At 65.0% G+C, this 23,191-nt stretch carries 22 protein-coding genes; 5 read left to right on the forward strand and 17 right to left on the reverse strand.

Annotated elements, in window-relative coordinates:
• Positions 1-48 precede the first annotated feature (48 nt).
• The gene (locus tag LDZ23_RS20110; RefSeq protein ID WP_008354411.1) at positions 49-1,053 is read right to left on the reverse strand and encodes an aldo/keto reductase; all 1,005 of its coding nucleotides are present in this window, start codon (positions 1,051-1,053) and stop codon (positions 49-51) included.
• A gap of 108 nt (positions 1,054-1,161) precedes the next feature.
• On the opposite strand from LDZ23_RS20110, the gene LDZ23_RS20115 reads away from it, so the two are divergent.
• Positions 1,162-2,055, forward strand: a complete 894-nt coding sequence (locus tag LDZ23_RS20115; protein WP_008354410.1) for a LysR family transcriptional regulator — start codon at positions 1,162-1,164, stop codon at positions 2,053-2,055.
• Between the two features lie 6 nt (positions 2,056-2,061).
• Here the strand turns inward: LDZ23_RS20115 and LDZ23_RS20120 are convergent, their stop codons facing one another.
• The 6 genes from LDZ23_RS20120 to LDZ23_RS20145 all read right to left on the reverse strand — a co-directional run bounded on the left by LDZ23_RS20120 (position 2,062) and on the right by LDZ23_RS20145 (position 7,549).
• Positions 2,062-2,940 (reverse strand): ABC transporter permease, encoded by an 879-nt coding sequence (locus tag LDZ23_RS20120; RefSeq protein ID WP_008354409.1) that lies wholly within the window; start codon positions 2,938-2,940, stop codon positions 2,062-2,064.
• Positions 2,937-3,761 (reverse strand): ABC transporter ATP-binding protein, encoded by an 825-nt coding sequence (locus LDZ23_RS20125; RefSeq protein WP_244808162.1) that lies wholly within the window; start codon positions 3,759-3,761, stop codon positions 2,937-2,939. Before LDZ23_RS20125 ends, LDZ23_RS20120 begins: the two co-directional genes overlap by 4 nt.
• 99 nt (positions 3,762-3,860) lie before the next feature.
• The gene (locus tag LDZ23_RS20130) at positions 3,861-4,883 is read right to left on the reverse strand and encodes an ABC transporter substrate-binding protein (RefSeq protein ID WP_008354407.1); all 1,023 of its coding nucleotides are present in this window, start codon (positions 4,881-4,883) and stop codon (positions 3,861-3,863) included.
• A gap of 29 nt (positions 4,884-4,912) precedes the next feature.
• Positions 4,913-5,809: a TauD/TfdA dioxygenase family protein gene (locus LDZ23_RS20135; protein WP_008354406.1), complete on the reverse strand. Its 897-nt coding sequence runs from the start codon at positions 5,807-5,809 to the stop codon at positions 4,913-4,915.
• A gap of 113 nt (positions 5,810-5,922) precedes the next feature.
• The gene (dinB, locus tag LDZ23_RS20140; protein ID WP_008354404.1) at positions 5,923-7,101 is read right to left on the reverse strand and encodes a DNA polymerase IV; all 1,179 of its coding nucleotides are present in this window, start codon (positions 7,099-7,101) and stop codon (positions 5,923-5,925) included.
• Positions 7,102-7,183: 82 nt separating this feature from the next.
• Positions 7,184-7,549: a hypothetical protein gene (locus LDZ23_RS20145; protein WP_008354403.1), complete on the reverse strand. Its 366-nt coding sequence runs from the start codon at positions 7,547-7,549 to the stop codon at positions 7,184-7,186.
• A 279-nt stretch (positions 7,550-7,828) separates the two neighbouring features.
• Here LDZ23_RS20145 and LDZ23_RS20150 point away from each other — a divergent pair, with 279 nt between their 5' ends.
• On the forward strand, positions 7,829-8,023 hold the full coding sequence (locus tag LDZ23_RS20150; RefSeq protein WP_008354402.1) for a DUF3563 family protein: 195 nt from the start codon (positions 7,829-7,831) through the stop codon (positions 8,021-8,023).
• 24 nt (positions 8,024-8,047) lie between these two features.
• On the opposite strand, the gene LDZ23_RS20155 is transcribed toward LDZ23_RS20150, so the two are convergent.
• Together LDZ23_RS20155 and LDZ23_RS20160 are read right to left on the reverse strand one after the other, a co-directional pair.
• A complete protein-coding gene (locus LDZ23_RS20155; protein ID WP_033536934.1) occupies positions 8,048-8,731 on the reverse strand; it encodes a response regulator transcription factor in 684 nt (227 codons plus the stop codon).
• Positions 8,732-8,908: 177 nt separating this feature from the next.
• Complete coding sequence (locus tag LDZ23_RS20160; RefSeq protein ID WP_008354400.1) at positions 8,909-10,258, reverse strand: sensor histidine kinase; 1,350 nt, start codon at positions 10,256-10,258, stop codon at positions 8,909-8,911.
• Between the two features lie 455 nt (positions 10,259-10,713).
• Here LDZ23_RS20160 and LDZ23_RS20165 point away from each other — a divergent pair, with 455 nt between their 5' ends.
• Complete coding sequence (locus tag LDZ23_RS20165) at positions 10,714-12,231, forward strand: MDR family MFS transporter (protein WP_008354399.1); 1,518 nt, start codon at positions 10,714-10,716, stop codon at positions 12,229-12,231.
• 55 nt (positions 12,232-12,286) lie between these two features.
• Here LDZ23_RS20165 and LDZ23_RS20170 read toward each other — a convergent pair whose 3' ends face one another.
• Positions 12,287-12,514, reverse strand: coding sequence for a hypothetical protein (locus tag LDZ23_RS20170; protein ID WP_008354398.1), 228 nt, complete (start codon positions 12,512-12,514; stop codon positions 12,287-12,289).
• 357 nt (positions 12,515-12,871) lie between these two features.
• Between LDZ23_RS20170 and LDZ23_RS20175 the strand changes: the two genes are divergently transcribed.
• Positions 12,872-14,755, forward strand: coding sequence for a PAS domain-containing hybrid sensor histidine kinase/response regulator (locus LDZ23_RS20175; protein ID WP_008354396.1), 1,884 nt, complete (start codon positions 12,872-12,874; stop codon positions 14,753-14,755).
• A gap of 6 nt (positions 14,756-14,761) precedes the next feature.
• Here LDZ23_RS20175 and LDZ23_RS20180 read toward each other — a convergent pair whose 3' ends face one another.
• Both LDZ23_RS20180 and LDZ23_RS20185 read right to left on the reverse strand, forming a co-directional pair.
• On the reverse strand, positions 14,762-15,892 hold the full coding sequence (locus LDZ23_RS20180; protein ID WP_008354395.1) for an FUSC family protein: 1,131 nt from the start codon (positions 15,890-15,892) through the stop codon (positions 14,762-14,764).
• 35 nt (positions 15,893-15,927) lie between these two features.
• On the reverse strand, positions 15,928-16,854 hold the full coding sequence (locus LDZ23_RS20185) for a LysR family transcriptional regulator (protein ID WP_008354394.1): 927 nt from the start codon (positions 16,852-16,854) through the stop codon (positions 15,928-15,930).
• Between the two features lie 117 nt (positions 16,855-16,971).
• Here LDZ23_RS20185 and LDZ23_RS20190 point away from each other — a divergent pair, with 117 nt between their 5' ends.
• On the forward strand, positions 16,972-17,406 hold the full coding sequence (locus LDZ23_RS20190) for a VOC family protein (RefSeq protein ID WP_008354393.1): 435 nt from the start codon (positions 16,972-16,974) through the stop codon (positions 17,404-17,406).
• 45 nt (positions 17,407-17,451) lie between these two features.
• Here LDZ23_RS20190 and LDZ23_RS20195 read toward each other — a convergent pair whose 3' ends face one another.
• From LDZ23_RS20195 to phnL, 5 genes are all read right to left on the reverse strand, one after another.
• Positions 17,452-17,736, reverse strand: coding sequence for a hypothetical protein (locus LDZ23_RS20195; RefSeq protein ID WP_008354392.1), 285 nt, complete (start codon positions 17,734-17,736; stop codon positions 17,452-17,454).
• A 155-nt stretch (positions 17,737-17,891) separates the two neighbouring features.
• The gene (locus LDZ23_RS34860; RefSeq protein ID WP_008354391.1) at positions 17,892-19,430 is read right to left on the reverse strand and encodes a methyl-accepting chemotaxis protein; all 1,539 of its coding nucleotides are present in this window, start codon (positions 19,428-19,430) and stop codon (positions 17,892-17,894) included.
• A 226-nt stretch (positions 19,431-19,656) separates the two neighbouring features.
• Positions 19,657-21,021: an MFS transporter gene (locus tag LDZ23_RS20210; protein ID WP_008354390.1), complete on the reverse strand. Its 1,365-nt coding sequence runs from the start codon at positions 21,019-21,021 to the stop codon at positions 19,657-19,659.
• A gap of 275 nt (positions 21,022-21,296) precedes the next feature.
• The gene (locus tag LDZ23_RS20215) at positions 21,297-22,430 is read right to left on the reverse strand and encodes an alpha-D-ribose 1-methylphosphonate 5-triphosphate diphosphatase (protein ID WP_008354389.1); all 1,134 of its coding nucleotides are present in this window, start codon (positions 22,428-22,430) and stop codon (positions 21,297-21,299) included.
• Entirely contained in the window at positions 22,424-23,191 is a 768-nt protein-coding gene (gene phnL, locus LDZ23_RS20220; protein ID WP_008354388.1) for a phosphonate C-P lyase system protein PhnL, read from the reverse strand. The genes LDZ23_RS20215 and phnL overlap by 7 nt, the downstream gene beginning before the upstream one ends.

The following is a 23,191-nucleotide window of genomic DNA, read 5'->3' on the forward strand; positions in this document are numbered from 1 at the left end:
TACACGCGTCGCAGTTTGCGTGCCGCGTCGCGAACCACGCCGGGAGATTCAGCGCTTCTCGCTGTCGAGATGCGCCATCTGCACGGCCTCGTAGCGATCGCCCGCCGCCGCGCCCTTCGGCACCGCCGCTTCGATCGCGGCGAGGTCATCCTTCGTGAGCGCGACATCGAGCGCCCCGAGCGATTCCGTCAGCCGGTCGCGACGGCGCGCGCCGACGACAGGCACGATGTCATCGCCCTGCGCGAGCACCCACGCGATCGCGATCTGCGCGACGCTCACGCCCTTTGCATCGGCGATCTTGCGCAACGCATCGACGAGCGCGAGATTGCGTTCGACGTTGCCTTGCTGAAAGCGCGGACTGTTCGCGCGCCAGTCGCCGGATTGCGCGGCGTCGCGGCTCCAGTGTCCGCTGATGAGTCCGCGCGACAGCACGCCGTACGCCGTGATGCCGATGCCGAGTTCGCGGCATGCCGGAAGAATCGATTCCTCGAGGCCGCGCGAAATCAGCGAGTATTCGATCTGCAGATCGCACACCGCATGCACGGCGGCGGCACGGCGAATCGTGTCCGCGCCGACTTCCGACAATCCGACGTGGCGCACATAGCCCGCGTCGATCATCTCGGCGATCGCGCCGACGGTGTCTTCGACCGGCACGTTCGCATCGAGGCGCGCGGGCCGATAAATGTCGATATGTTCGACGCCGAGCCGCTGCAATGTATACGCGAGCGAATTCTTCACGGCGACGGGCCGTCCATCGAACGCGATGAACCGGCCGGCCGGATCGCGCATGCCGCCGAATTTCACGCTGAGAATCGCCGCATCGCGGCGTGAAGGCGGCGCGCTTCTCAACGCTTCGCCGATCAGCATTTCGTTGTGCCCCATGCCGTAGAAGTCGCCGGTGTCGAGCAGCGTCACGCCCGCTTCGAGGGCCGCGTGTATCGTCGCGATGCTCTCCGCGCGATCCGACGGCCCGTACATGCCCGACATGCCCATGCATCCGAGGCCGATCGCCGACGATTGCGGTCCGTTCTTTCCGAGCTTGCGTTGTTCCATGTTCGTTCTCTCCTTGAAGAATGGAGACGATTATGGGAGCAAACCTCGCGTGCGATAATCCGCCTCAATCCGAATGGGCTGTGCGCCCCAGCGAACAATGGGTGAGAGATGAGCGAACCGGATTTGTCGGATCTTCACGCGTTTCTGGCCGTCGCGCGGTCGCGTGGCTTCAGGCAGGCGGCGCTGTTGCGCGGCGTGTCGGCGTCGTCGCTGAGCGAGGCCATACGCAGGCTCGAAACGCGTCTGGGCGTGCGGCTTTTGAATCGCACGACGCGCAGCGTCACGCCGACCGAAGCGGGCGAGCGGCTCATCGAACGCCTCGGGCCCGCGTTCGCGGAAATCGCGGGCGCGCTCGATGCCGTCAACGGCTTTCGCGACAGCCCGACCGGCACGTTGCGCCTGAACGTCCCGCGCATCGTGTCACGCGAGATCCTGCCGCCAATCGTCGCGCGTTTTCTGACGGCGCATCCGGGCATCAAGCTGGAGATCAGCGCAACCGATACCTTCATCGACGTGCTCGCCGCCGGTTTCGATGCGGGCATCCGTTATGACGAGCGCATCGAGCGCGACATGATCGCCGTGCCGATCGGGCCGCGCACGCAACGCTTCGTCGCGGTGGCGTCGCCGGCTTATCTCGCGGCGCACGGCGAGCCGAAGCATCCGCGCGAACTCGTGAATCACGCGTGCATCGGGCATCGTTTCGATAGCGGCGTGCTGGCCGTGTGGGAATTCATGCGCGGCAAGGAAACGATACGCATCGCGCCGGAAGGACCGCTCGTCACGTCGTCGATCGAGATCAGCCGAAGCGCGGCCATCGCGGGATTGGGCCTCGTCTATACGTTCGACGAGTTCGTGCGCGCGGCCATCGACGATGGCGCGCTCGTGCCCGTGCTCAAACCGTGGTGGCAGAGTTTCACCGGGCCGCGTCTCTATTATCCGAGCCGCGCGCACATGCCGGGGCCGTTGCGCGCGTTCATCGACTTCATTCGCGCGGGGAATTGAGCGCGCTCATTGCTGCACGCCCCAGCGGCGCACGGTCACGCGCTCGATCGTATCGAAGACGAGATGCTCCACAGCAAGGCCGATCACGATGACCGCAGCCAGTCCCGCGAACACGCGGTCCGTGTAAAGCTCGTTGCGGTTCTGGAAGATGTACCAGCCGAGCCCGCCCTTGCCCGAGCTCGCGCCGAACACGAGCTCCGCCGCGATCAGCGTGCGCCACGCGAAGGCCCAGCCCACGCGCAAGCCCGCGAGAATCGAAGGCAACGCGGCGGGCACCAGAATCAGCATCACATGGCGCATGCCGTTGAGACCGTAGTTGCGGCCCGTCATGCGCAAGGTCGTCGGCACGGCCTGAAAGCCCGCATACGTGTTGAGCGCGAGCGGCCACAACACCGAATGCACGAGCACGAAAAGCAGGCTTCCGGTGCCGAGGCCGAACCACAGCAACGCGAGCGGCAACAGCGCGATGGAAGGCAGCGGATTGAACATCGCGGTGAGCATCGAAAGGATGTCGCGGCCGATGCGCGTCGAGACCGCAAGCGATGTCAGCGCGAACGCGAGCGCCGCGCCGAGCGCATAGCCGCGCAGCAGTACCGACATCGAAATGCCGATCTTCTCGATGAGTTCGCCCGACGCGATGCCCTGCACGAATGCGACGAAGGTCGCGCTGAAAGTGGGCAACAGCAGATCGTTATCGACGGCGCGTGCGGCGATTTCCCACAACGCGATCAGCACGAGCGCGATGATCGACTTGCGCAGCCACGCACGATCCGCTAGCCGCTTCGACAGCGGCAACGGCGCTTCATGTTCGACGGCGACGCTCGCGGCAGGCGCGATTTCATACTCGGGCCGCACGGGCGGCACGATCGGATGCGGCGTGCTCATTGCGCGCGCTCCTCTTCGAACAACAGACGATGAATGCGCGCGACGCTCTGCTGAAACTCGCCGCGACCCAGGCTGTCCTGCGTGTATTGATGACTGTTGAGCTCGGCGCGCACGCGTCCCGGATGCGGCGTCAGCAGCACAATGCGATTGCCGACGATCAGCGCTTCCTCGATCGAGTGCGTGACGAACAACAGCGTGAATCGCTCGTCGCTCCAGAGGCGCAAGAGCTCTTCCTGCATGCGGCGTCGCGTGAGCGCATCGAGTGCGGCGAAGGGCTCGTCCATCAGCAGCACGCGCGGCTGCATCGCGAGGGCGCGTGCAATGGCGACGCGCTGCTTCATGCCGCCCGACAGCGTATGCGGATACGCATCGGCGAATTTGGCGAGACCGACCTTGTCGAGATAATGCAGCGCGCGTTCGCGAGCTTCGGCGCGGCCGAGCTTGCGCGCGACGCGCAGCGGAAAGGCGACGTTCTGCACGACGGTCTTCCACGGCGGCAACTGATCGAACTCCTGAAACACGACGATGCGATCCGCGCCCGGCCCGCGCACACGTTCACCGCCGATTTCGATGCTGCCTCCAACCGGCTCGATGAAGCCCGCAACGGCCTTGAGCAAGGTCGACTTGCCGCAGCCCGAAGGCCCGAGCAGCACGAAGCGGTCGGCGCCGTAGACATCGAAGCTGACATCGTGCGTCGCGCGAACGAGCCGCTCCGGCGTGCGGTATTCGAGCGTGACGTTCTTCGCGCTGAGAAGCTTGCCGCTCGTCGCAGCCTCACGATCGGCTTCGTGCGAATAAAGCGCTTGGGGATTGGCGGCCATGTTCATCTGCCCGATTGCAAACGATCACGATACCGGCGCGCTGCGCTCGAGCGAACCAATCATTGCGCATATCGAATCCGCAATCGCCGATAAGCGGCGTCAGCTTCCGTCTTTCGTCGCGGGATCGGTAAAGAAGTAATCCTGCCACGACTTCGGCTCGTTCTTGATGACGCCGACGCGATGCATGAACTGCGCGAGCCCGAACGTGTTTTGCGGCGCGACCTTGAATTGCACCGACGGATCCTTGATCACCTTGATAAGCAAATCGCGGTCGATCTTCGCGTTGTTCACGCGCAGATAAATATCGGCGGCTTGTTCCGGATGTTGCGTGATATAGCGCGCGGCATCGGCAAGACCGGCGACAAACGCGCGATACGTCTTCGGATTCTCGTTGCGGAATTTCTCGGTCGCGTAGAGCACCGTCGCGGAACTGGGGCCGCCGAGCACATCGTATGAATTGAGCACGATATGCGCTTTTGGATTGCCCGCGAGTTCCTGCTGCTGGAACGGCGGATTGCCGAAGTGCGCGTTGATCTCCGTGCCGCCCGCGATGAGCGCCGCGGCTGCGTCCGGATGCGGCACCGCTTGCGTGAGCTTGTCGAGGCGGTTGTATTCCTTGTCGCCCCATTGCTTCGCCGCCGCGTATTGCAGGACGCGCGATTGCACCGACACGCCGACTGCCGGCACCGCGATGCGATCCTTGTCGGTGAAATCGGCGATGGTTTTTACGCGCGGATCGTTCGATACGAGGTAATACGGGAAGTTGCCGAGCGACGCGACGCCCTTCACGTTTTGCCGTCCGTGCGTGCGGTCCCAGATCGTCAGCAACGGGCCGACGCCCGCCGCGGCGATATCGACCGAGCCGGACAACAGCGCATCGTTGACGCTCGATCCGCCCGACAGCTTCGCCCAGTCGACCTTGATATCGAGCCCTTCCTTCTTGCCTTCCTGCTCGATGAACTTCTGATCGCGCGCGACATTGAGCAGCAGATACACGACGCCGAATTGCTCGGCGATGCGCAACGTGCCTTCGGCATGCGCGCTCGCCGACGTGACGCCGATCGCGAGCGAAAGCGCCGCGACGAGCGCGCGTGCGCCGCCCTTCCCGGTTCGAGAATGCATCGATGAAACCCCGTAAAAATAGTGGCTTTTTAGAAAGGCGCGTCGCCTTCGATGGTCGTGCGATAGAGCTTGCGGCGCTGATCGTCGGGCGTGCCGGCGGCGAGATGCATCACCGAGCGGTTGTCCCAGAAGACCATGTCGCGTTCGCGCCATTGATGGCGATAGACGAACTCGCTTTGCGTGCTATGCGCGAAGAGTTCCGCGAGCAAGGCGCGGCTTTCGTCTTCCGGCAGACCGATGATGCGCGTCGTGAAATGCTCGCTCACGAAGAGCGCGCGACGCTTGGTTTCCGGATGCGTCCGCACGATCGGATGCGTCACCGGCTTGACTTGCGCGATCTGCTCCGCCGACAGATTCGGACGCCACGGACTGCGCTTTTGCAGCTCGCCGTATTTGGCGAGATAGGTGTGTTCGGCGACGCGGCCTTCGACTGCATCGCGCAGATGCGCGGGCAGCGTGTCCCACGCGAGATGCTGATTCGCGAACAGCGTGTCGCCGCCGGTCGCGGGCAATTCCTGCGCGTGCAGCATCGAGCCGAGACTCGGCTTGTCCTTGTACGAAAGATCGGAATGCCAGAAATGACCCGCATCGCCGAGACCGATCGGCTTGCCGTTCTCGACGATGTTCGACACGATCAGCACTTCCGGATGCCCCCCGAGCCCGAACTGATGCAGCACGTGAATCTGCAGCGGACCGAAGCGCTTGCTGAACGCGACCTGTTCGTCGGGCGTGATGCGCTGATCGCGAAACACGAGAACGTGATGATCCAGATGCGCGCGATGGATGCGCGCGAAATCGGCTTGTGACAATGGCTTCGACAGATCGAGCCCGATGACTTCCGCGCCGAGCGGCGCATCGAACGGGCGAATCTCGATGGATTGATCGGCGGCAGCGTGCTCGGCAATGGAGGCAGTGAGAATCGTCACGTCGGACTAATGGCAATCGATAGCTTGGGGAAGCGATCAATCTAACGCGCGGCGATTCGCGCGGCAACGAAGCATCTGCGATTACGTTATGCGCCTATGAAATAAGGCGCGCTTCAGTCGCCGGCGATATCGAACGGCAATTCGACCTGCACCGGCTCGACGAAGCCGCTTTCGTCGCGCCCGGCGAGCGCGCTGACGCGTACGCCGAGCAGACGGATGCGGCGATCGAGCACGATGCGCTTCAGGCATTCGGTCGCGGCGCGGCGAATCTCGACGGGATCGGCGGTCGCGACGGGCACGGTCAGATCGCGCGTCACGGTGCGGAAGTCGTCGAAGCGCAGCTTGATGCCGACCGTGCGCCCGACGTAGCCCTTGCGCTGCAAGTCTTCGGCGACGCGCGTGCACAGCCCCGTGAACTCGGCGGAAAGCGTCGCGCGATCCTGCTTCGGATGAAAGTCCCGCTCGAAGGTCGTCTCGCGGCTCATCGACTTGGGCGTCGAAGTGACGACGACAGGCCGCTCGTCCTGCCCCTGCGCGATGCGCGCGAGCCACGCGGCGTACGTGTGGCCGAAATGCGTCTGCAGGAAACCGGGATCGGCGGCGGCGATATCGCCCACGGTCACGATGCCGAGCGCCGCGAGCTTCTCGTTCGCCTTCGGTCCGATGCCGTTCACCTTGCGCGCGGCGAGCGGCCAGATGCGCGTTGGCAGATCGTCCATCGTGAGGATGGTGAGACCGTCGGGCTTGTCGAGCTCGGAGCCGATCTTCGCGAGCAGCTTGTTCGGCGCGATGCAGATCGAGCAGGTGAGGCCCGTCGCGTCGTGCACGGCGTCCTTCATGCGCTGGCCGATCTCCGCGGATTCGCCGGGTAGATCGCTGACATCGATATAAATTTCGTCGATGCCGCGATTCTCGATCTGCGTGGTGAACGTCGCGACGGCCGCCTTGAAAAGCCGCGAATAATGGCGATAGGACTCGAAATCGGTCGGCAGAAGAATTGCGTCGGGCGCGAGCTGGGCGGCTTTCATCATGCCCATCGCGGAAAAGACGCCGAACTTGCGCGCCTCGTAGGTAGACGTGGTGACGACGCCGCGACCCGCGTAATCGCGCAGACGCTTGAAGCGGCGCGTGCCGTCGGGCAACGTTTCAGGCGTGGCGCTGCGCCCGCCGCCGACCACGACGGGCATGCCGCGCAATTCCGGATAACGCAGAAGTTCGACCGACGCGAAGAAGGCGTCCATGTCGAGATGCGCGATGCGGCGCGGTGCGGATGTGGAGGACAGCGCGTCCATCGCGGCGACGAGAGCAGAAAAATGGCTTACTGTACATCCATACAGGTGTTCGCGCTAGAGGCCGCCCGTCGCGATGGCCGGCTCATTCCGGCGTGCGCTTTTCCGCGAGTGCGCGGCGGCAATCGTCGAAAACCTGCCGCACGACATCCGATTGATAGTTGAGGTCTTCGCTATCGAGAATTTCCTCGACGGCGTCGCGGGCCCAGTCGGCTTCGAGCATCGCGCAATGCTGCGTGGCGATGTCGCGGGCGATGGCCGCGAGCTTCGCGACCGTCAGCCAGTCCGCGAGCCGCTGATGACGGTCGAGCCACTTGTGCGCGGCCTGTACGTGAAACGAGGCCGCCGGCCAGTCGCCATTGAGGTAATACGCGCCGAGACTGCCGCATGTGAGCCAGCACAGCAACTCGACGCGGTCGCGGGCACTGAGGGTACGAGACACATCGTTCATGGCGGCCTTCACGAGAGACGATCGACGAATGCGAACAGCGCACAGTTCCGTATGAAACCCCTATTAAAACAAGATAGCACGGGATGGTGCGGCGCGGCAGTGCCTTCCCGCAGCGTGATCCGCGTCACGGTGCGTTGGCGAACGCTTCGTCATGCGAAGAGCAGCATCGCGCATGCCGCGAGTCGCTGCTTCGCGCTCTCATTCGCTGCTAATTCAGCGCGCATAACCTGCTTTCGTCGGCCCCACTCATCGGCCTGCATTCAACGACGGGAGCACATCATGTTTGAACGTCTCACTCACTCCATCGACCATCTCTTTTCGATCCGCACCGCGCAGGAAGCCCGCGACGACTATCTCGCATCGTCGAGCGATCTCGCGGATCTCGAACGGCGCATGCGTCAGATCGAAACGCAGGATCACGACTACAGCATGTATTTTTGCGGCGCGCTCGGCCGTCGATACGACGAGCATTGACCCGCGCCGCCGATGTCGCGCGCGCTATTTCGTTTCCTCGCGGCCGGCCTGGCCGAGCATCACCGTCCAGCCGAGGCCGCGCACGTTGCGGATCACGCCCGCGCCGAATTTCTTGCGCACCGAATGGATCAGCACGTCGACCGCGTTGCTCTCCACTTCCTTGCCCCAGCCGTAGAGACGGTCTTCGAGTTGATCGCGCGAGAAGATCGTGCCGGGACGTTCGAGCAGCGCGTGCATCAGCGCGAATTCACGCGCGGACAGCACGCCCGACGTCTCTCCGCACGTAAGCGTACGCTGATCGAGATTGAGGCAGAGCGAATCGTCGCCGAGGCGCGAGACCGCGTAGCCCGCCTTGCGGCGCAGCACCGCGCGGATGCGCGCCAGCAGTTCGGGCATGTCGAAGGGCTTGAGCAGATAGTCGTCGGCGCCGAGATCGAGGCCCTGGACGCGTGTGTCGAGATCGTCGCGCGCGGTGAGGATCAGCACCGGCGTCGCGTTGCCGGACGTGCGCGCCTGCCGCAAGAGTTCGATGCCCGTCATGCCCGGCAAGCCGAGATCGAGCAGCACGACGGTGTACTCGGCCGCGTTGATCGCCTCGCGGCCCGCGTTGCCGTCGCGGACCCAGTCGACGGCGTAATCGGCGTCCTTGAGCGCACGCATCAGGCTCGTGCCGATCTGCACGTCGTCTTCGATCAGAAGAATTCGCATGTTCCACCCCGCGTCCCGCGAGAATGGCGCGCGCCACGCGCCCGGAATGCGGCCCGAAGGATCTGGGAAAACGGAAAACGCACGACCGGTCATTTTGAGTGTTCTACTGACCGGCGACGATCGCTTCGCGCCACGCAGCGAATGCATTGTAATCGGCGGAAAACAGCGCGCAAAACACTAAAGGTTCAACGCGGGCGATGGCACGCTTTCGCTCGCCTCCTCGACCGGAAAACCGATCGAAGCGACGATGCCCGAGCGCCCGTCGCTGCGATTTTTGAGCGTCACGTCGCCGCCGTAACGCGCGGCAATCGCCTTCACGATCGACAGCCCCAGCCCGCTGCCCTCGATGTCCGGATTCGCGCGGAAAAAGCGGTCGAACACGCGCGGCAGCAACGCTTCGTCGATGCCCGGCCCCGTGTCGACGACATCGATCCAGACCATGTCGCCATCGCGCCGCGTGCGCAGGTCGATGGTGCCGCCATCGGGCGTATAGCGCACCGCGTTCGACACGAGATTCTTCACCGCCATGCCGATGTCGGTTTCCACCGCGCGCACGTGCGCGTTCACCATTTCCTCCGCGCCGATATCCATGCCGCGCGACAAGGCGATCGGCAGCACGTCGGCGACGGCGGCCGTCACCACGTCCGCGATGTTCACGCGCGCGAGCGGCGCGCCGTTCATCGGCGCATCGGCGCGCGCCATCCGCAAGAGTTGCGTAATCAGCTTGCCGCTGCGCGCGATGCCCTTGCGCAACTCCTGAAAGCGCTCCTGATTGCCGGGATAGATATGCGGCGCGAGATTGTCGGCCTGAAGCTGCAGCGCGGTGAGCGGCGTGCGCAATTCGTGCGCGGCATCGGCGATGAACTTGCGCTCCTTCTCGATCGATGTCGCGAGGCGCTCGATCATCGTGTTGATCGAATGGATGAAGGGCGCGATTTCCGTGGGCACGCCGACGGTCGGCAGCGGCTGCAGATGACCCATGTCGATGGCGCGGACTTCCTCGCCCAGCTCGTTCAACTGACGCAGCGAGCGCCGCACGACGAGCGCGACCGCGATCCACACGAGCGGCAAAAGCACCGCGATCGGCCAGAGCGTTTGCGTCGCGGCTTCCTGCGTGATTTCGCGCCGGATCGACGAGCGCTGCGCGACCTGGATCGTCATCGTCGGCTCCTGGCGCGTGAACATGCGCCAATGCTCGCCGTTGACGTCGACGCCGGAAAAACCCGGCTGCGCGTCGCGCGGAAAGTGCAGCGACGGGTCGGTCGTGCGGAAAGGCAGCGCCTCGCCCGGCTTCCACACCACGGCGACGACGTCGCGCTCGTCCTGGGTGCCGCGTGCGGGATTTTTCGGCAGGCTGTCGGCGAGTCCGTCGCGCAGACGCGCCGCCACTTGTTCGAGCCGCATGTCGAGCAGCGCGCTCATGCCGGTCTTGCTCAACTGATACGAACTCACGCCCTGCACGACGCCGATCACGCTGACGAGCAGCCCGAGCGCGAGCACCAGCTGATTCTTCAGTGATTTGATCATGCGAGTCCGCCGCTTCGGAAGGGAACGGGGCAAAGCTGCAGCCCGTTCGATTTTAGGCGACATTCCCGGGGATTTAGGTCTGAAAGACGACATGTGCGTGGCAGATGCGCGTAAGCGCGGAAAAAAATGCGCCGGTCCGAATCACGGCCGGCGCCAAGGGCTGAGGAGAATACGTGAAACGGGCCGCCGGATTGCTCGGGGAAGCATGCTGCCCGTCCACGTACAGAAGGTAGGCCCGAAGAATTAGCGTTGAATGAGCGCGCAAATGCGCATCGAGCAGCGATTCGCGCGGCGGGATAACATTGCATCCGGCGCTTTCTCATCGGCGACATTGCTTCGGCTGCAAGGAATCCGCAAGCCGGGGCGTCGCCGCCGCATCTTCATTTTTCGAGCATGGCCCGTTCGCGCGCATGGTTGTCTCGTACGCGCGGCGGGCGATATGCCTTCCTGCCCGCATGTCACAGAACAGCAAAACCGTCCGTCCCCTCGTCATCGGCGCGGTGATGGCCTCGATGGCCATGGTCGCGATCGAAGCCACCATCGTCTCCACCGCGATGCCGCAAATCGCGACGCAGCTCGGGGGCCTCAATCTGTATAGCTGGGTGTTCTCGTCGTTCCTGCTCACGCAGACGGCGCTCACGGTCGTGTTCGGCAAGCTCGCCGATCTCTACGGCCGCAAGCCGGCGATCCTCGCGGGCATCGCGATCTTTCTGATCGGCTCGGTGCTCGCGGGCTTCGCGTGGTCGATGCCCGCGATGATCGTCTTCCGGCTGATTCAGGGCGTCGGCGCGGGCGCGATCCTGCCGGTCGCGCTGACGGTCGTCGGCGATCTCTATCCGGCGCGCGAGCGCGGCAAGGTGCAGGGCTATCTCGCGAGCGTGTGGGCCGTGTCCGCCGTGCTCGGGCCGATGGTGGGCGGCCTGCTGATTCGCCAGTTCTCGTGGGCGTGGATCTTCTGGATCAACGTGCCGATCGGCATACTGGCCGCGCTGCTTTTCACGCTCTTTCTGCACGAGGAAAAGCGCCACGACCGTCCGGCGATCGATCTCGCGGGCGCGTTCTTCTTCACCGCCGCCGTCGCCGCGCTGATGATGGCGCTCACCGACGCCGGCCACGCGAGCAATGCGCGCGTCGGCGTGGAGATCGGCGTGTTCGTGCTCGCGATCGTGTGCTTCGTGATTCAGGAGCGCCGCGCCGCCGATCCGATGATCTCGTTCAGGCTGTGGTCGCATCGGCCGATTGCCGCGAGCAACGTCGCGACGGTCCTCGCCGGCATGGCGATGATGGGCCTCACCACTTTCCTGCCGATGTACGTGCAGGGCGTGATGCATCGCACGCCGGTGGAAGCGGGCCTCGCGCTCACGATGATGATGATCGGCTGGCCGAGCGGCGCCACTTTCACGTCGCGCGCGTTCAGCCGCATCGGCCTGAGGCGTCTGTTGATGATCGGCCCGGTCTTCATTCCGCTGGGCGCGTTGCCGTTCGTGCTGCTCGGTCCGCAATCGAGCCCGGTCTGGGCGGGCGTCGGTTCGGCGGTGCTGGGCTTTGGCATGGGCATCACAAGCGTGTCCTGCCTCATCCTGATACAGGAAATCGTGCAGCCGATGGAACGCGGCAGCGCGACGGCATCGAACCTCTTTTCGCGCAACCTCGGCAATACGCTCGGTGCAGCCGTGTTCGGCGCGGTGCAGAACTACGGCCTCACGCACACGGCCGGCCTGCCGCCCGTTCATGCGGATCAGCTGAAGCAACTGCTGTCGTCCGTGCCCGGCGACTTCGCGATGAACAACGAGATTCGCCTCGTGCTGCACCATTCGCTGCATCTGACCTTCACGGCGATGTTCGTGATCGCGCTAGGCACCGTGATTTCGATGCTGTTCATGCCGAAGATCGACATCGGGCGCGCGAAGGGCACGGTCGAGACGGTCGGCGCGGCCGATGCGAAAAACGCCGCAAATCAGGCGTTTCATTGAACGCGCCGCGTCCCGCCGAGACGACCGGCGGAACGCGGTCTCATGCAAAAAGCGCTCAATCCTGCGCCTGAATGAGCGGGCTGTCCTGCTTCGCCTTCCCGGCGCCTGCATCGTTGCCTGGCTGAGCGTCCTGCGCGATCGTCTGCATGTTCATGCCTTGCTGCGAGACGGGCGCGCCTTCCATCGGCGAATAGTGCGGCGCGGGGCCGTATCCGCTTGCGAGCGCGTAGGAAGCGCATGCGAGCGCCGCGACGAAGATGATGCCTTTGAGATTGCCGGTCATGGTAGTGCTCCTGAGGGTTTCACGAATCCACTTCATCGGCCTCGTCGCACTGCCTGCCCAGCACCGACCTTCTGAAATGTGAACGCAGTCTACGTGCGCGCATCGGCGTTGAAATCCCTCCAGAAGCACGGCTGAAAGCGGGTGGTGCGATCGCCGCGCGCCGTTTCGCGGCCCGGCACGCCGATAGCTACGCTCACTAAAGGCATGGCAGCGATGCCGGGGCTCCGGGTAGACTGTGGCGTCGGCGGACCTTTTGTCCAGGAAACGTCCGCCGCTGCGCCGACCACCCGAACCATGACCAGACCTAAAGCCGACTCGCCCCTCGACCTCGCCCGCCACGCGCCATCCGAGCCCGCCATGAGCGAGCCGCAGTATCACGCGCTCGTCGATGCGATCGAAGACTGCGCGATCTTCATGCTCGACCTGAGCGGCCGCATCACGAGCTGGAACAAGGGCGCGCGCAAGATCAAGGGCTATGAGGCGCACGAAATCATCGGACAGCATCTGTCGCGCTTTTACACGGCGGAATCGGTGGCGCGCGGCTGGCCCGAGTACGAGCTGAAGCAGGCCTACGCGACCGGGCGCTTCGAGGACGAAGGCTGGCGCGTGCGCAAGGACGGCACGCTGTTCTGGGCCAATGTCGTCATCACGGCGGCGCGCAATACGCAGGGCGAGATCATCGGCTACGCGAAGTACACGCGCGATCTCACCGCGAAGCGCGCCGAGGAAGAGAAGCTGCGGCTCTCGGAAGAGCGCTTTCGTCTGCTCGTGGAAAGCGTCAGCGATTACGCGATCTTCATGCTCGATCCGGCCGGCCATATCGCAAGCTGGAATACGGGCGCGATGCGAATCAAGGGTTATCAGCCGTCGGAGATCCTGGGCAAGCACTTTTCGATGTTCTATTGCCCCGAGGATCTCGAAGCCAACCTCCCCGAGATCGAACTGCAGACCGCGATCCGCACGGGCCGCGTGGAGAGCGAAGGCTGGCGCGTGCGCAAGGACGGCTCGCTCTTCTGGGCGAACGTGGTGATCAACGCGGTGTACGACGAGCATCGCGTGCTGCGCGGCTTCGCGAAGGTCACGCGCGACATGAGCGACAGAAAGCGCCTCGATCAGCTCGAAGTGTCGTCGCGGCGCATCAGCGAGTTTCTCGCAACGCTCGCGCACGAGTTGCGCAATCCGCTCGCGCCGGTGCGCAATGCGATCGGCGTGATGCAGATGGAAAGCGACGTGCCGGAACGCATCGCCGCATGCCGCGACATCATCGACAGACAGACTTCGCATCTCGGCCGGCTCGTCGACGATCTGCTCGACATGGGCCGCATCACGACCGGCAAGATCGATCTGCGCATGACGCGCGTGGACGTGAGCGAGATCGTCGCGCGCAGCATCGAGCTCGTGCATCCGTTCACCGACGAACGCGCGCAGAACGTCGTCACCAAGCTGCCGTCCGAGCCCGTTCATGTGATGGGCGACATCACGCGGCTCGTGCAGGTCGTGCAGAACCTGTTGAACAACGCGTCGAAGTTCTCGCCGCGCGCCAGCACGATCCGCGTCGAAGTCGAGCGCGAGGCGACAGCGCTGCTGCTGAAAGTGATCGACAAGGGGCGCGGCATCTCGCAGAAGGGTCTCACGTCCATCTTCGATCTGTTCGTGCAGGAGGATCACTATCTCAATCCCGGCGAGGCGGGCCTCGGCATCGGGCTGACGCTGTGCCGGTCGATCGTCGAGATGCACGGGGGGTCGATCAGCGCGGCGAGCGCCGGACCGAATCAGGGCAGCACGTTCGTCGTGCGCCTGCCTTACGCGTCCGACCACGATGCGCCGCGGCCGCATCGCGTGCTCGCGCAGACTGCGACGCTAGGCACGGGCGGCGGCCTGCGCATCGTCGTGATCGACGACAACCAGGATTCCGCCGACAGCCTCGCGCTGCTCTTGCAGATGAAAGGCCACGACGTGCGTACCGCGTATCACGGCAAGGAAGGACTCGACGTGATCCGCCATTTCCCGCCGCAACTGATTCTGCTCGATCTCGCCTTGCCCGACATGGACGGTCACGCGGTGCTGCGCGCGCTGCGCTCGCAGCGGCTCATCGGGCGTGCGACGGTGGTCGCGATGACGGGCTTCGGACAGGACAGCGACAAGGAACGCTCCGCGCAGGCGGGCTTCGACGCGCATCTGGTGAAGCCGGTGGATTTCGACGTGCTGGACCGGTTGCTGGAGGAGGTGGCGAAGCGGTGAGGGCGATCACGCCCTCACCACCCGCAACGGAAAAATCACCCGCGACGCGATCAGCCCCAGCGCGCCGCCGAGCAGCGTTTCCCACGCGCGCGCCGTCAGCAGTTCGAGCGAATGCACGCCGCTCGCCGCGAGCGTCACGATGAGCACGAACGCGAACGCGCCGCACGCGATGTCGTATCGCTCCGGCAGCGCCATCGCATAGGCGATCATCGCGAACGCGGACAGAATCCACACGACGAGCGGCCAATGTTCCGCGAGCGGCAGACACACGATGCCGATCGGCACGCCGACAAGCGTCCCGTAGATGCGCCGCCGTACGCGCTCCGCCGTCCCGACCGCCGACGTCGCGACGACATACACGCAAGCCGTGATCGCCCACGCCGATTCCGCGAGCCCGAACAGGCGATTCAACGCCACGACGACGAGCGCGCCGCACGCCGCCTGCAGACCCATCGCGAAGGCGGGCGAGATCGCGTCCCGGCCGTAAGCGGGCTCCGACGCCAGCGCGGGCAGCACGACCGGATGCTCGGCCGGTCCGCTCAGCACGCGCGGCACGATCGCCGCGAGCATGCCGATCAGTAACGCGAGCAGGATCGCCCAGGAATCGCCGGGGCGCAGATCCATCCCGTAAGCGAGGAGCTGGCCGATATAGAGCTGCGAGCCGACGCCCGCGCCCGTCATCCCGAAGCGCTTCAGATAGCCCGCGAGGAACGCGCCCGTCACGAGAATCAGCTCGGCGCCGCCGCGTCCGGTTTCACGAAGCATCGGCGCAAAAAACGTGAAGGTGAACGCGCCGAACGCAGCCGCGACGCACAGAGTGACGAGATCGCGGCTCGACTCGAAACGCGTCGTGCGCGCCTCGGACACGCTCGCCCACAGCGCGAAGCCGCCCGCGAGCGCGCCCACCGACACACCCGCCGGCACGCTTTGCGTCACGTCCTGCAGCGCGCCGAGCGCCGCCGCCAGCCCGTACGCGGTCACGAGCCGCAATCCCTTGATGCGCCGATGCGTGCCCGGATCGACGCGATCGAGCCACGCGAGCACGGCCTGCACGCGCTGCACGAGCGCTTGCACGATCGTCAGCGACGAATCCGCGAGACGCGCTTTCGCGTCGCCGATGGGCTGCTCGTCATCCATTGGCTTCCCCACAGGTAACGCACCTGCCACGCATTCTAGGACGCGTTGCGCCTGCGCGCGCGTTTGACGGCCGCAATCGGCCCGCCGCGCTGCGCCGCTTCGACGATGCAGCCCGCGAGGCGCGCCGCCGCATCCGGCTCGTCCGCGCGCACGCGCCGCGCGCGCTCCACAAGCCCGATCTCGCGATGAAACGTGTCGCCGCCGAGATCGAGCGCGACCGCGCCGCGCGGCCACGCGCCGATGCCGTCCGATACCGGCACGAGCGCCACGCCCAGCCCGCGCGCCACCAGTTGCGCGATGCCCGGCAGCTCGTCGACCTCGATCGAATCGCGCACGGCGATGCGGCGCTTCGTCAGAAACATGTCGACTTGCCGGCCGCCGAACGAGCGCCGGTCGTATCGGATGAACGGCTCCGATTCGATCAGCGCGCGCCAGTCGGCGCCCTTCTTCGCGGCAGGCACGAGCAGCACGAACGGCTCGACGGCGAGCGTGCGCCATTGCAGTTCCGCGGGCAGCGAAAACGGCGGGCGGATCATCACGGCCATGTCCATCTCGCCTGCATCGACGCTTGCGAGCAGATTGAGCGACACGCCCGGCACGAGCCGGATGCGCCACGCCGGCAGCATGCGCCGGAACGCGCCGATGGCATCGGGCAAAAGCGCCGCATGCGCCGACGCGATCGCGCCCACCGAAAGCGAGCCGCCGCGCCCGTCCTCGCCTTCCGGCTCAGCGAGGCGCGCGTACAGCGCGATCAGTTCATCGGCGAGTTCGAGCGTGCGCTTGCCGGCCTTGTTGAGCGTCGCGGAGCGGCCCGTCCTGTCGAACAGCTTCGCGCCGAGATGCGCTTCGAGGCGCTGCATCTGCGCGCTCACGGCCGATTGCGTGAGGCCGATCTGCGCGCCTGCGCCCGCGAAAGTGCCGTGGCGCGCCACCGCGATGAAAGTCCGGAGTTCGCGCAGCATGTCGATTCATCGAAAATATTTGGGCTGACTCCAGAAATATATCGTTTTTCAACACAAATATTTATTAATAAACTTTGGTTCCAGTTCCCATGAACGTCGATTGAAGGACTCAACTCCATGAGCACGACCCAGCACGCCATGCCGCCGTTCCATCTCGCGTTTCCCGTTCATAGCCTCGCGGCCGCGCGCGAGTTCTACGGCGAACTGCTCGGCTGCCCGGAAGGCCGCAGCTCCGACGCATGGGTGGATTTCGATTTCTACGGCCATCAGATCGTCGCGCATCTCGCGCCGGAGGAATGCGGACATCGCACGACGAGCGCGGTCGATGGCGACGCCGTGCCGGTGCGCCACTTCGGCGTGGTGCTGTCCATACCGCAGTGGAACGAGCTCGCCGACAAGCTGCGCGCGGCGGGCACGCGCTTCATCATCGAGCCGCATGTGCGCTTCAAGGGCGAAGTCGGCGAACAGGCGACGATGTTCTTCCTCGATCCGTCGGGCAATGCCGTCGAGATCAAAGCGTTCGCCGATATGTCGTCGCTCTTCGCGAAATAAAAAACGGGACGCCGCGCGGCGTCCCGTTCGTCATTGCAGCGCGCTTTACTGGCCGGAGCCGCTCGCGCTGACCGGCGCGCCCGGACCGCTCGGCGTCGCGGTGCCGCCCGGTTGCGTGGACGGACCCGAGTTCATCGTGCTCTTGTGCGTCTTCTTCGAATGCGTCGATTTGTGCGCGTGCGCGTTCGGCTGCGCGGGCTGCGTCGTGGTCTGCGCGTTGTCGCCGGCCTGCAGGCCCGTGTTCGAGCTCGGCGGATTGTCCTGCGCGAAAGCGGACGCGCACACCAGCGCGAAAGCGCCGGCAGCGGCGGAAAGGGCGAAACGTTTCATATCGAAGACTCCTGTTGGCGGTTGCGAAATGCGATGCTCACGGCTTGTTCTGCCTGCTGGCCGCCGCGCTTCACGCGAGCGGCCGTTCGCACGTCAGGAGTCAGCACGCGACATGCCACGGTCTGACGATTCGCCAACGTCTTCGCGTCTTCGTGTCAGGTTTTGAAGACCGCGATGGCGCGCTTCAGCTCTTCGGCCTGCGTCGCGAGCGCGGCGGCGGCGGCCGTCGCCTGTTCGACGAGCGCGGCGTTCTGCTGCGTGACCGCGTCCATCTGCACGATCGCGACGCCGACCTGCTCGATGCCCTGCGTCTGCTGCGTCGACGCCGACGAGATCTCGTTCATGATGTCGGTCACGCGCGAAACGGACGTGAGAATCTGCTTCATCGTGTCGCCGGATTGCTGCGCGAGGTCTTGCCCCGCCGTGACGTTCGTCACCGATTCGTCGATGAGCGTCTTCACATCCTTCGCGGCCGCCGCGCAGCGCTGCGCGAGCGCCCGCACTTCCGATGCGACCACCGCGAAGCCGCGCCCGTGCTCGCCCGCACGCGCCGCTTCGACGGCCGCGTTCAACGCGAGGATGTTGGTCTGAAACGCGATGCCTTCGATCACGCCGATGATGTCGACGATCTTCTCCGAGCTGCCCGCGATCTTGTCCATCGTCGCGACGACGCCGAGCACGACGCCGCTGCCGCTTTCCACCGTCGACGATGCGCTCGCCGCGAGCTGGCACGCTTCGCCGGCGTTATCGGAGTTCAGACGCACGGTCGACGTGAGCTCTTCCATGCTCGACGCCGTTTGCGCGAGCGACGCGGCCTGCTCTTCCGTGCGCGACGAAAGATCGTGATGGCCGTCCGCGATTTCGCGCGACGCCGCCGTGATGCCGTCCGCGACGAGCTTGATCTGCGCGATCGTCTGCGTGAGGCGCGATTGCATCGTGTGCATCGAATGCATGAGGCTCGAATCGTCGCCGCGCTGCACTTGCACGGTCTGCGCGAGATCGCCGGCCGCGATGCGCTGGCAGACGACGGCCGCATCGCGCGGGTCGCCGCCGATGCTCTTCAGCACGCCGCGGATGATGAGCGTCATCGCGAACGTCAGCGCCACGCCGATCACGCCGATCAGCAGGAGCGACTTGAGCACGATGGCATGGAAGGCGCGATCGATGTCGTCGATCCACGCGCCCGTGTAGACGTGCCAGTCCCATTCCTGCACGTAATCACCGTACGTGACCTTGGGCAGCGGTTCCTGCTCGCCCGGTTTCGGATACGAATACGTCGTGATATGCGAGCCGTCGAGACCGTGCTTGACGATCTCAGCGGTGAAGTGCTTGCCCGTGCTATCGACGAAATCGTTGATCTTGCCCTCGGAGTGCGGACGCGGCGGATCGAGCACCTGCCACATCTTCGAATCGATGATGCCGACATAGCCGCTCGTGCCGTAGCGGATCGCGCGCACGCTCGCGATCGCGCGTTTCTTCGCTTCGTCTTCGGGCAGCGCGCCGCTTTGCGCCTGCTTCACATAGAACCTGACGACGCTCGCCGCCGACTGAACCTGTTCGGCGAGCGCGCCTTCGCGGTTGTTCATCAGCGAATGTTTCGTGGAGATCGCGTTGAGCGCGCACAGAAGAATCAGACTGAGCCATACGAAGCCCACGATGCTCATGAGCTTGGTCTTGAAAGAAAGTTTTTTCACGATCTGGTTGTAATAGCCGATGGACGCGCCGGGGCAGGCGCTCGCTTTGCGGCTTCCGATCGCGGGCGATTTTACGTTTGCGTAAGCGGGTGCGACGCCGCGTCGTTATCGAAAGCTGCGTGCAATTTAACGGCAAGGCGCGTCGAATCTTGAGGCGCGGAACGCGGCGCACAAAGCAAAACGCCCCGCATGACCGAAGTCATGCGGGGCGTCGGTCCATGCTGCTTCAGTGCCCGACCGGCCCTGTCGATTTCAGGTCGCTCGCCATCGCCGTTTGCGGATGCGCGGCCTGCTTGATGAGCAGCGCGACCGCCGAAACGATGCCCGCCACCGCGATCGTCGCGAAGATGCCGCCGAACGTGAAATGCAGACGCGTCAGCTCGGCGACGAGGAACGATCCCGCGATGCCGCCGAAGCGCCCGATGCCGAGCATCCACGCGACGCCCGTTCCGCGCCCTTGCGTCGGATAGAACGCCGCGGCGAGCGCGGGCATCGACGATTGCGCGGTGTTCATCAGCACGCCCGCGACAAACACGACGAGCACGAGCATGCCGACATTGCCCGCCGCCTGGCCGATCAGATACACGCTCACGGCGGTCAGCGCGTAGCACGCCGCGATGATGCGGTTCGCGTTGAACTTGTCCATCAGCACGCCGCACAGCACCGCGCCGACGCCGCCGAGCGGGAACAGTGCGGAAATGAGCGTCGCCTTTTGCGGCGGCAGGCCCGACTCCTTCAGCAGAATCGGCATCCAGTTGATCGACGCGTAGAAGATCACGAGGCCCATGAAATACGTGAGCCACAGCATGATCGAGCCGACGAGATACGAGCGCGACAGCACCACGCTGATGCCGCTCTGTCCCGTCGCGGCGGGCGCGGCCTCGGTCATGAAGAACGAGCCGGCGTTCATCGCGTCGGACGAAATGCGGGCGAGCGTCGCGCGAATCTTCTCGACGGGCTTCGACTTCGCCACCATGTAGCGCACCGATTCCGGCAACGTGACGATCAACAGCACCGACAGCACGAGCGGCGCGATGCCGCCGAGCATCAGCACGCTGCGCCAGCCGAACTGCGGAATCATCCACGCGGCGAGAAAGCCGCCGAACGCCGCGCCGAGCGGAAAGCCGCAGAACATCAGATTGATGAGCGTCGCGCGGCGGCTGTCCGGACAGAACTCGCTCATCATCGTGACGGCGTTCGGCATCGCGGCGCCCAGCCCCAGGCCGGTGATGAAGCGCAGCGTCGTCAATTGCGTGAGGTCGGCCGAGAACGCCGACGCGAGACACGCGACGCCGAAGATCAGCACCGACGAAAGCAACATCGCGCGGCGGCCGAGCTTGTCGGACAGCGGCCCGGACAACAGCGCGCCCGCGGCGAGGCCGAACAGCGCGGCGCTCAAGACGGGCGCGAGCGCCGGACGGCTGATATGCCATTCGGCGACGAGCGACGGCGCGATAAAGCCGATCGCGGCGGTATCGAAACCGTCCAGCAGCACGATCACGAAGCACATCACGAAGATGAGCCACTGAAACGGCGAGAACGGATGCTCGTTGATGAACGTCTGTACGTTCACGGCAGGACTTCTACTCACTTCATTCCCTTTTCGGTGATGGGCGCGCGCCTCGCAAGGCCGCGTCCCGGAACTGAAACCGCTTCCCGCCGCCGTTCTTGTTGTTGTCGTGCGAGCAGCGAACCCCGGTCAAACCGCATGGAAATCGGAGAAAAGTTCGTTAGACGAACACCGATTCACATAGCGAACTCGCGAGTGAGGGTACTGAAGAAGTTTGCGCTTCGTCAACGCGGGCTTTCCCGCGTATGACGAAGCGCTGACGTGTGGCTGTCAAAAGGCAGCGAATCTGCGGACAGTCAGGAGACGCGCCGCCCCGCGCGATACGTTTCGCGCGGCACCTGCAGGCCGTCCACCGAGGCGACGCGCACGAAGTCCGCGCGCAGGCCCGTGGCGATCGCGCCGCGGTCCGCGAGACCCGCCGCGTGCGCGGGCGCCCACGAAACGGTCGCGACGGCGCGCGGCAGCGACCAGCCCGCCTTGGCGACGAGATCGAACACCGCGATCAGCAGACTCGACGGCACGTAATCCGACGACAGGATATCGAGCAGCCCTTCGTGCGCCAGTTCGAGCGCCGACACGTTGCCCGAATGCGAGCCGCCGCGCACGACGTTCGGCGCGCCCATGATCGTCGCGATGCCGTGTTCGCGCGCGGCGCGCGCGGCTTCGAGCGTCGTCGGGAATTCGGCGAGCGCGATGCCGTCGCGCGCCGCTTCCTCGACATGCTCGACGAGCGTGTCGTCGTGGCTCGCAAGCGAGATGTTCAGGCTCTTGCAGCGCGCGACGATTTCCGCGCGATGTTTCGCCGCGTAACGCGCCTGATGATCCGCGAGTTCGGCGAGGATTTTCTTCGCGTGCTCGTCGCTCCATTTGCCATGACGTTCCTGATACTTGCGCCACTTCTCGTGATCCTGCCACTGACGCTGGCCGGGCGTGTGATCCATCACGGATGCAAGCCGGAAAAGCGGATCGGACGAAAGCAGGTCGAACACTTCGACGACATCCGTCGTGCCGACTTCGCATCGCAGATGCAGGAAGTGATCGGCGCGCAAGAGATCGCGCGCGACGAACTTGCCGATCGACTTCGCGCATTGCACCTGAAGCTCGCGGCCGCGCACGCCGTCTTCGGGACGCGAACCGACGCCGAGCGCATCGAACACGGTCGTGATGCCCGCCGACGCCACTTGCGCGTCATGCACGATGATCGCCGCTTCGTGATTCCACAGCACGCCGGGGCGCGGCGCGAGATGCTTCTCGATGTTGTCCGTATGCAGCTCGACGAAGCCGGGCAACAGATAATCCCCGTCCCAGTCGTGCGCCTCGCGCGCCGCCGTATTGCCCGGCGCAATGTCGGCGATGCATCCGTCCTCGACGCGCAAGGTGCCCACGAAATCCTCGTCGCGCGTCACGATGCGCGCATTTGTTATCAGCATGTCTGCAACACTCCGGAATCGGTTTGATGAGCGATGGCCGCGCTCGATGCGAGCCGCACGATGCGGGTCGCGACGCGCTCGCGCGTGTCTTCGTCGTGAAAGATGCCGACGATCGCCGCGCCCTGCTCGCGCGCCTCGACGATCAGATTGGCGACCACGTCGCGGTTTTCGGCATCGAGCGACGCAGTGGGTTCATCGAGCAACAGCAGCGGATGCGCCGCGATCAGTCCGCGCGCGATGTTCACGCGCTGCTGCTCGCCGCCCGAGAACGTCGCGGGCGCGAGCGTCCACAAACGGCGCGGCACGTTGAGGCGTTCGAGCAACGCGCTCGCACGCTTACGTGCTTCGTCTTCATCGACGCCGCGCGACACGAGCGGCTCCGCGACGAGATCGAGCGACGACACACGCGGAATCGCGCGCAGGAACTGGCTCACGTAACCCATCGTCGTGTTGCGCAGCCGGATGATCTCGTGCGGCGCGGCGTCGGTCAGCATCGTATGACGCGAGGGCTTGCTGTCGTCGCGAATCGCGATCGTGCCGCGCGTCGCGAGATAGTTGCCGTACATGCAGCGCAGGAACGTGCTCTTGCCCGCGCCCGACGCGCCCGCGAGCACGACGCATTCGCCGCGTTCCACATCGAGCGATACGCCCGACAGCGCGGCGATACGCGCGCCGCCCTGCTGATGCAGTGTGAAAGTCTTTTCGATGCCGATTGCGCGCAGCATCAGCTTGTCGTTGGTGATGAAGGAATCGTGTGTCAT

The organism is Caballeronia zhejiangensis (assembly GCF_022879815.1).
GTDB lineage: Bacteria > Pseudomonadota > Gammaproteobacteria > Burkholderiales > Burkholderiaceae > Caballeronia > Caballeronia zhejiangensis.

Coding starts and splice junctions, on each gene's coding strand:
- LDZ23_RS20175 (WP_008354396.1), top strand. CDS start 12,872: ATGAGCGAGCCGCAGTATCACGCGCTCGTCGATGCGATCGAAGACTGC.
- LDZ23_RS20165 (WP_008354399.1), top strand. CDS start 10,714: ATGTCACAGAACAGCAAAACCGTCCGTCCCCTCGTCATCGGCGCGGTG.
- phnL (WP_008354388.1), bottom strand. CDS start 23,191: ATGACACACGATTCCTTCATCACCAACGACAAGCTGATGCTGCGCGCA.
- LDZ23_RS20160 (WP_008354400.1), bottom strand. CDS start 10,258: ATGATCAAATCACTGAAGAATCAGCTGGTGCTCGCGCTCGGGCTGCTC.
- LDZ23_RS20130 (WP_008354407.1), bottom strand. CDS start 4,883: ATGCATTCTCGAACCGGGAAGGGCGGCGCACGCGCGCTCGTCGCGGCG.
- LDZ23_RS20185 (WP_008354394.1), bottom strand. CDS start 16,854: ATGCTGCGCGAACTCCGGACTTTCATCGCGGTGGCGCGCCACGGCACT.
- LDZ23_RS20195 (WP_008354392.1), bottom strand. CDS start 17,736: ATGAAACGTTTCGCCCTTTCCGCCGCTGCCGGCGCTTTCGCGCTGGTG.
- LDZ23_RS20170 (WP_008354398.1), bottom strand. CDS start 12,514: ATGACCGGCAATCTCAAAGGCATCATCTTCGTCGCGGCGCTCGCATGC.
- LDZ23_RS20215 (WP_008354389.1), bottom strand. CDS start 22,430: ATGCTGATAACAAATGCGCGCATCGTGACGCGCGACGAGGATTTCGTG.
- LDZ23_RS20120 (WP_008354409.1), bottom strand. CDS start 2,940: ATGAGCACGCCGCATCCGATCGTGCCGCCCGTGCGGCCCGAGTATGAA.
- LDZ23_RS20155 (WP_033536934.1), bottom strand. CDS start 8,731: ATGCGAATTCTTCTGATCGAAGACGACGTGCAGATCGGCACGAGCCTG.
- LDZ23_RS20180 (WP_008354395.1), bottom strand. CDS start 15,892: ATGGATGACGAGCAGCCCATCGGCGACGCGAAAGCGCGTCTCGCGGAT.
- LDZ23_RS20115 (WP_008354410.1), top strand. CDS start 1,162: ATGAGCGAACCGGATTTGTCGGATCTTCACGCGTTTCTGGCCGTCGCG.
- LDZ23_RS20150 (WP_008354402.1), top strand. CDS start 7,829: ATGTTTGAACGTCTCACTCACTCCATCGACCATCTCTTTTCGATCCGC.
- LDZ23_RS20145 (WP_008354403.1), bottom strand. CDS start 7,549: ATGAACGATGTGTCTCGTACCCTCAGTGCCCGCGACCGCGTCGAGTTG.
- LDZ23_RS20190 (WP_008354393.1), top strand. CDS start 16,972: ATGAGCACGACCCAGCACGCCATGCCGCCGTTCCATCTCGCGTTTCCC.
- LDZ23_RS20125 (WP_244808162.1), bottom strand. CDS start 3,761: ATGGCCGCCAATCCCCAAGCGCTTTATTCGCACGAAGCCGATCGTGAG.
- LDZ23_RS20110 (WP_008354411.1), bottom strand. CDS start 1,053: ATGGAACAACGCAAGCTCGGAAAGAACGGACCGCAATCGTCGGCGATC.
- dinB (WP_008354404.1), bottom strand. CDS start 7,101: ATGGACGCGCTGTCCTCCACATCCGCACCGCGCCGCATCGCGCATCTC.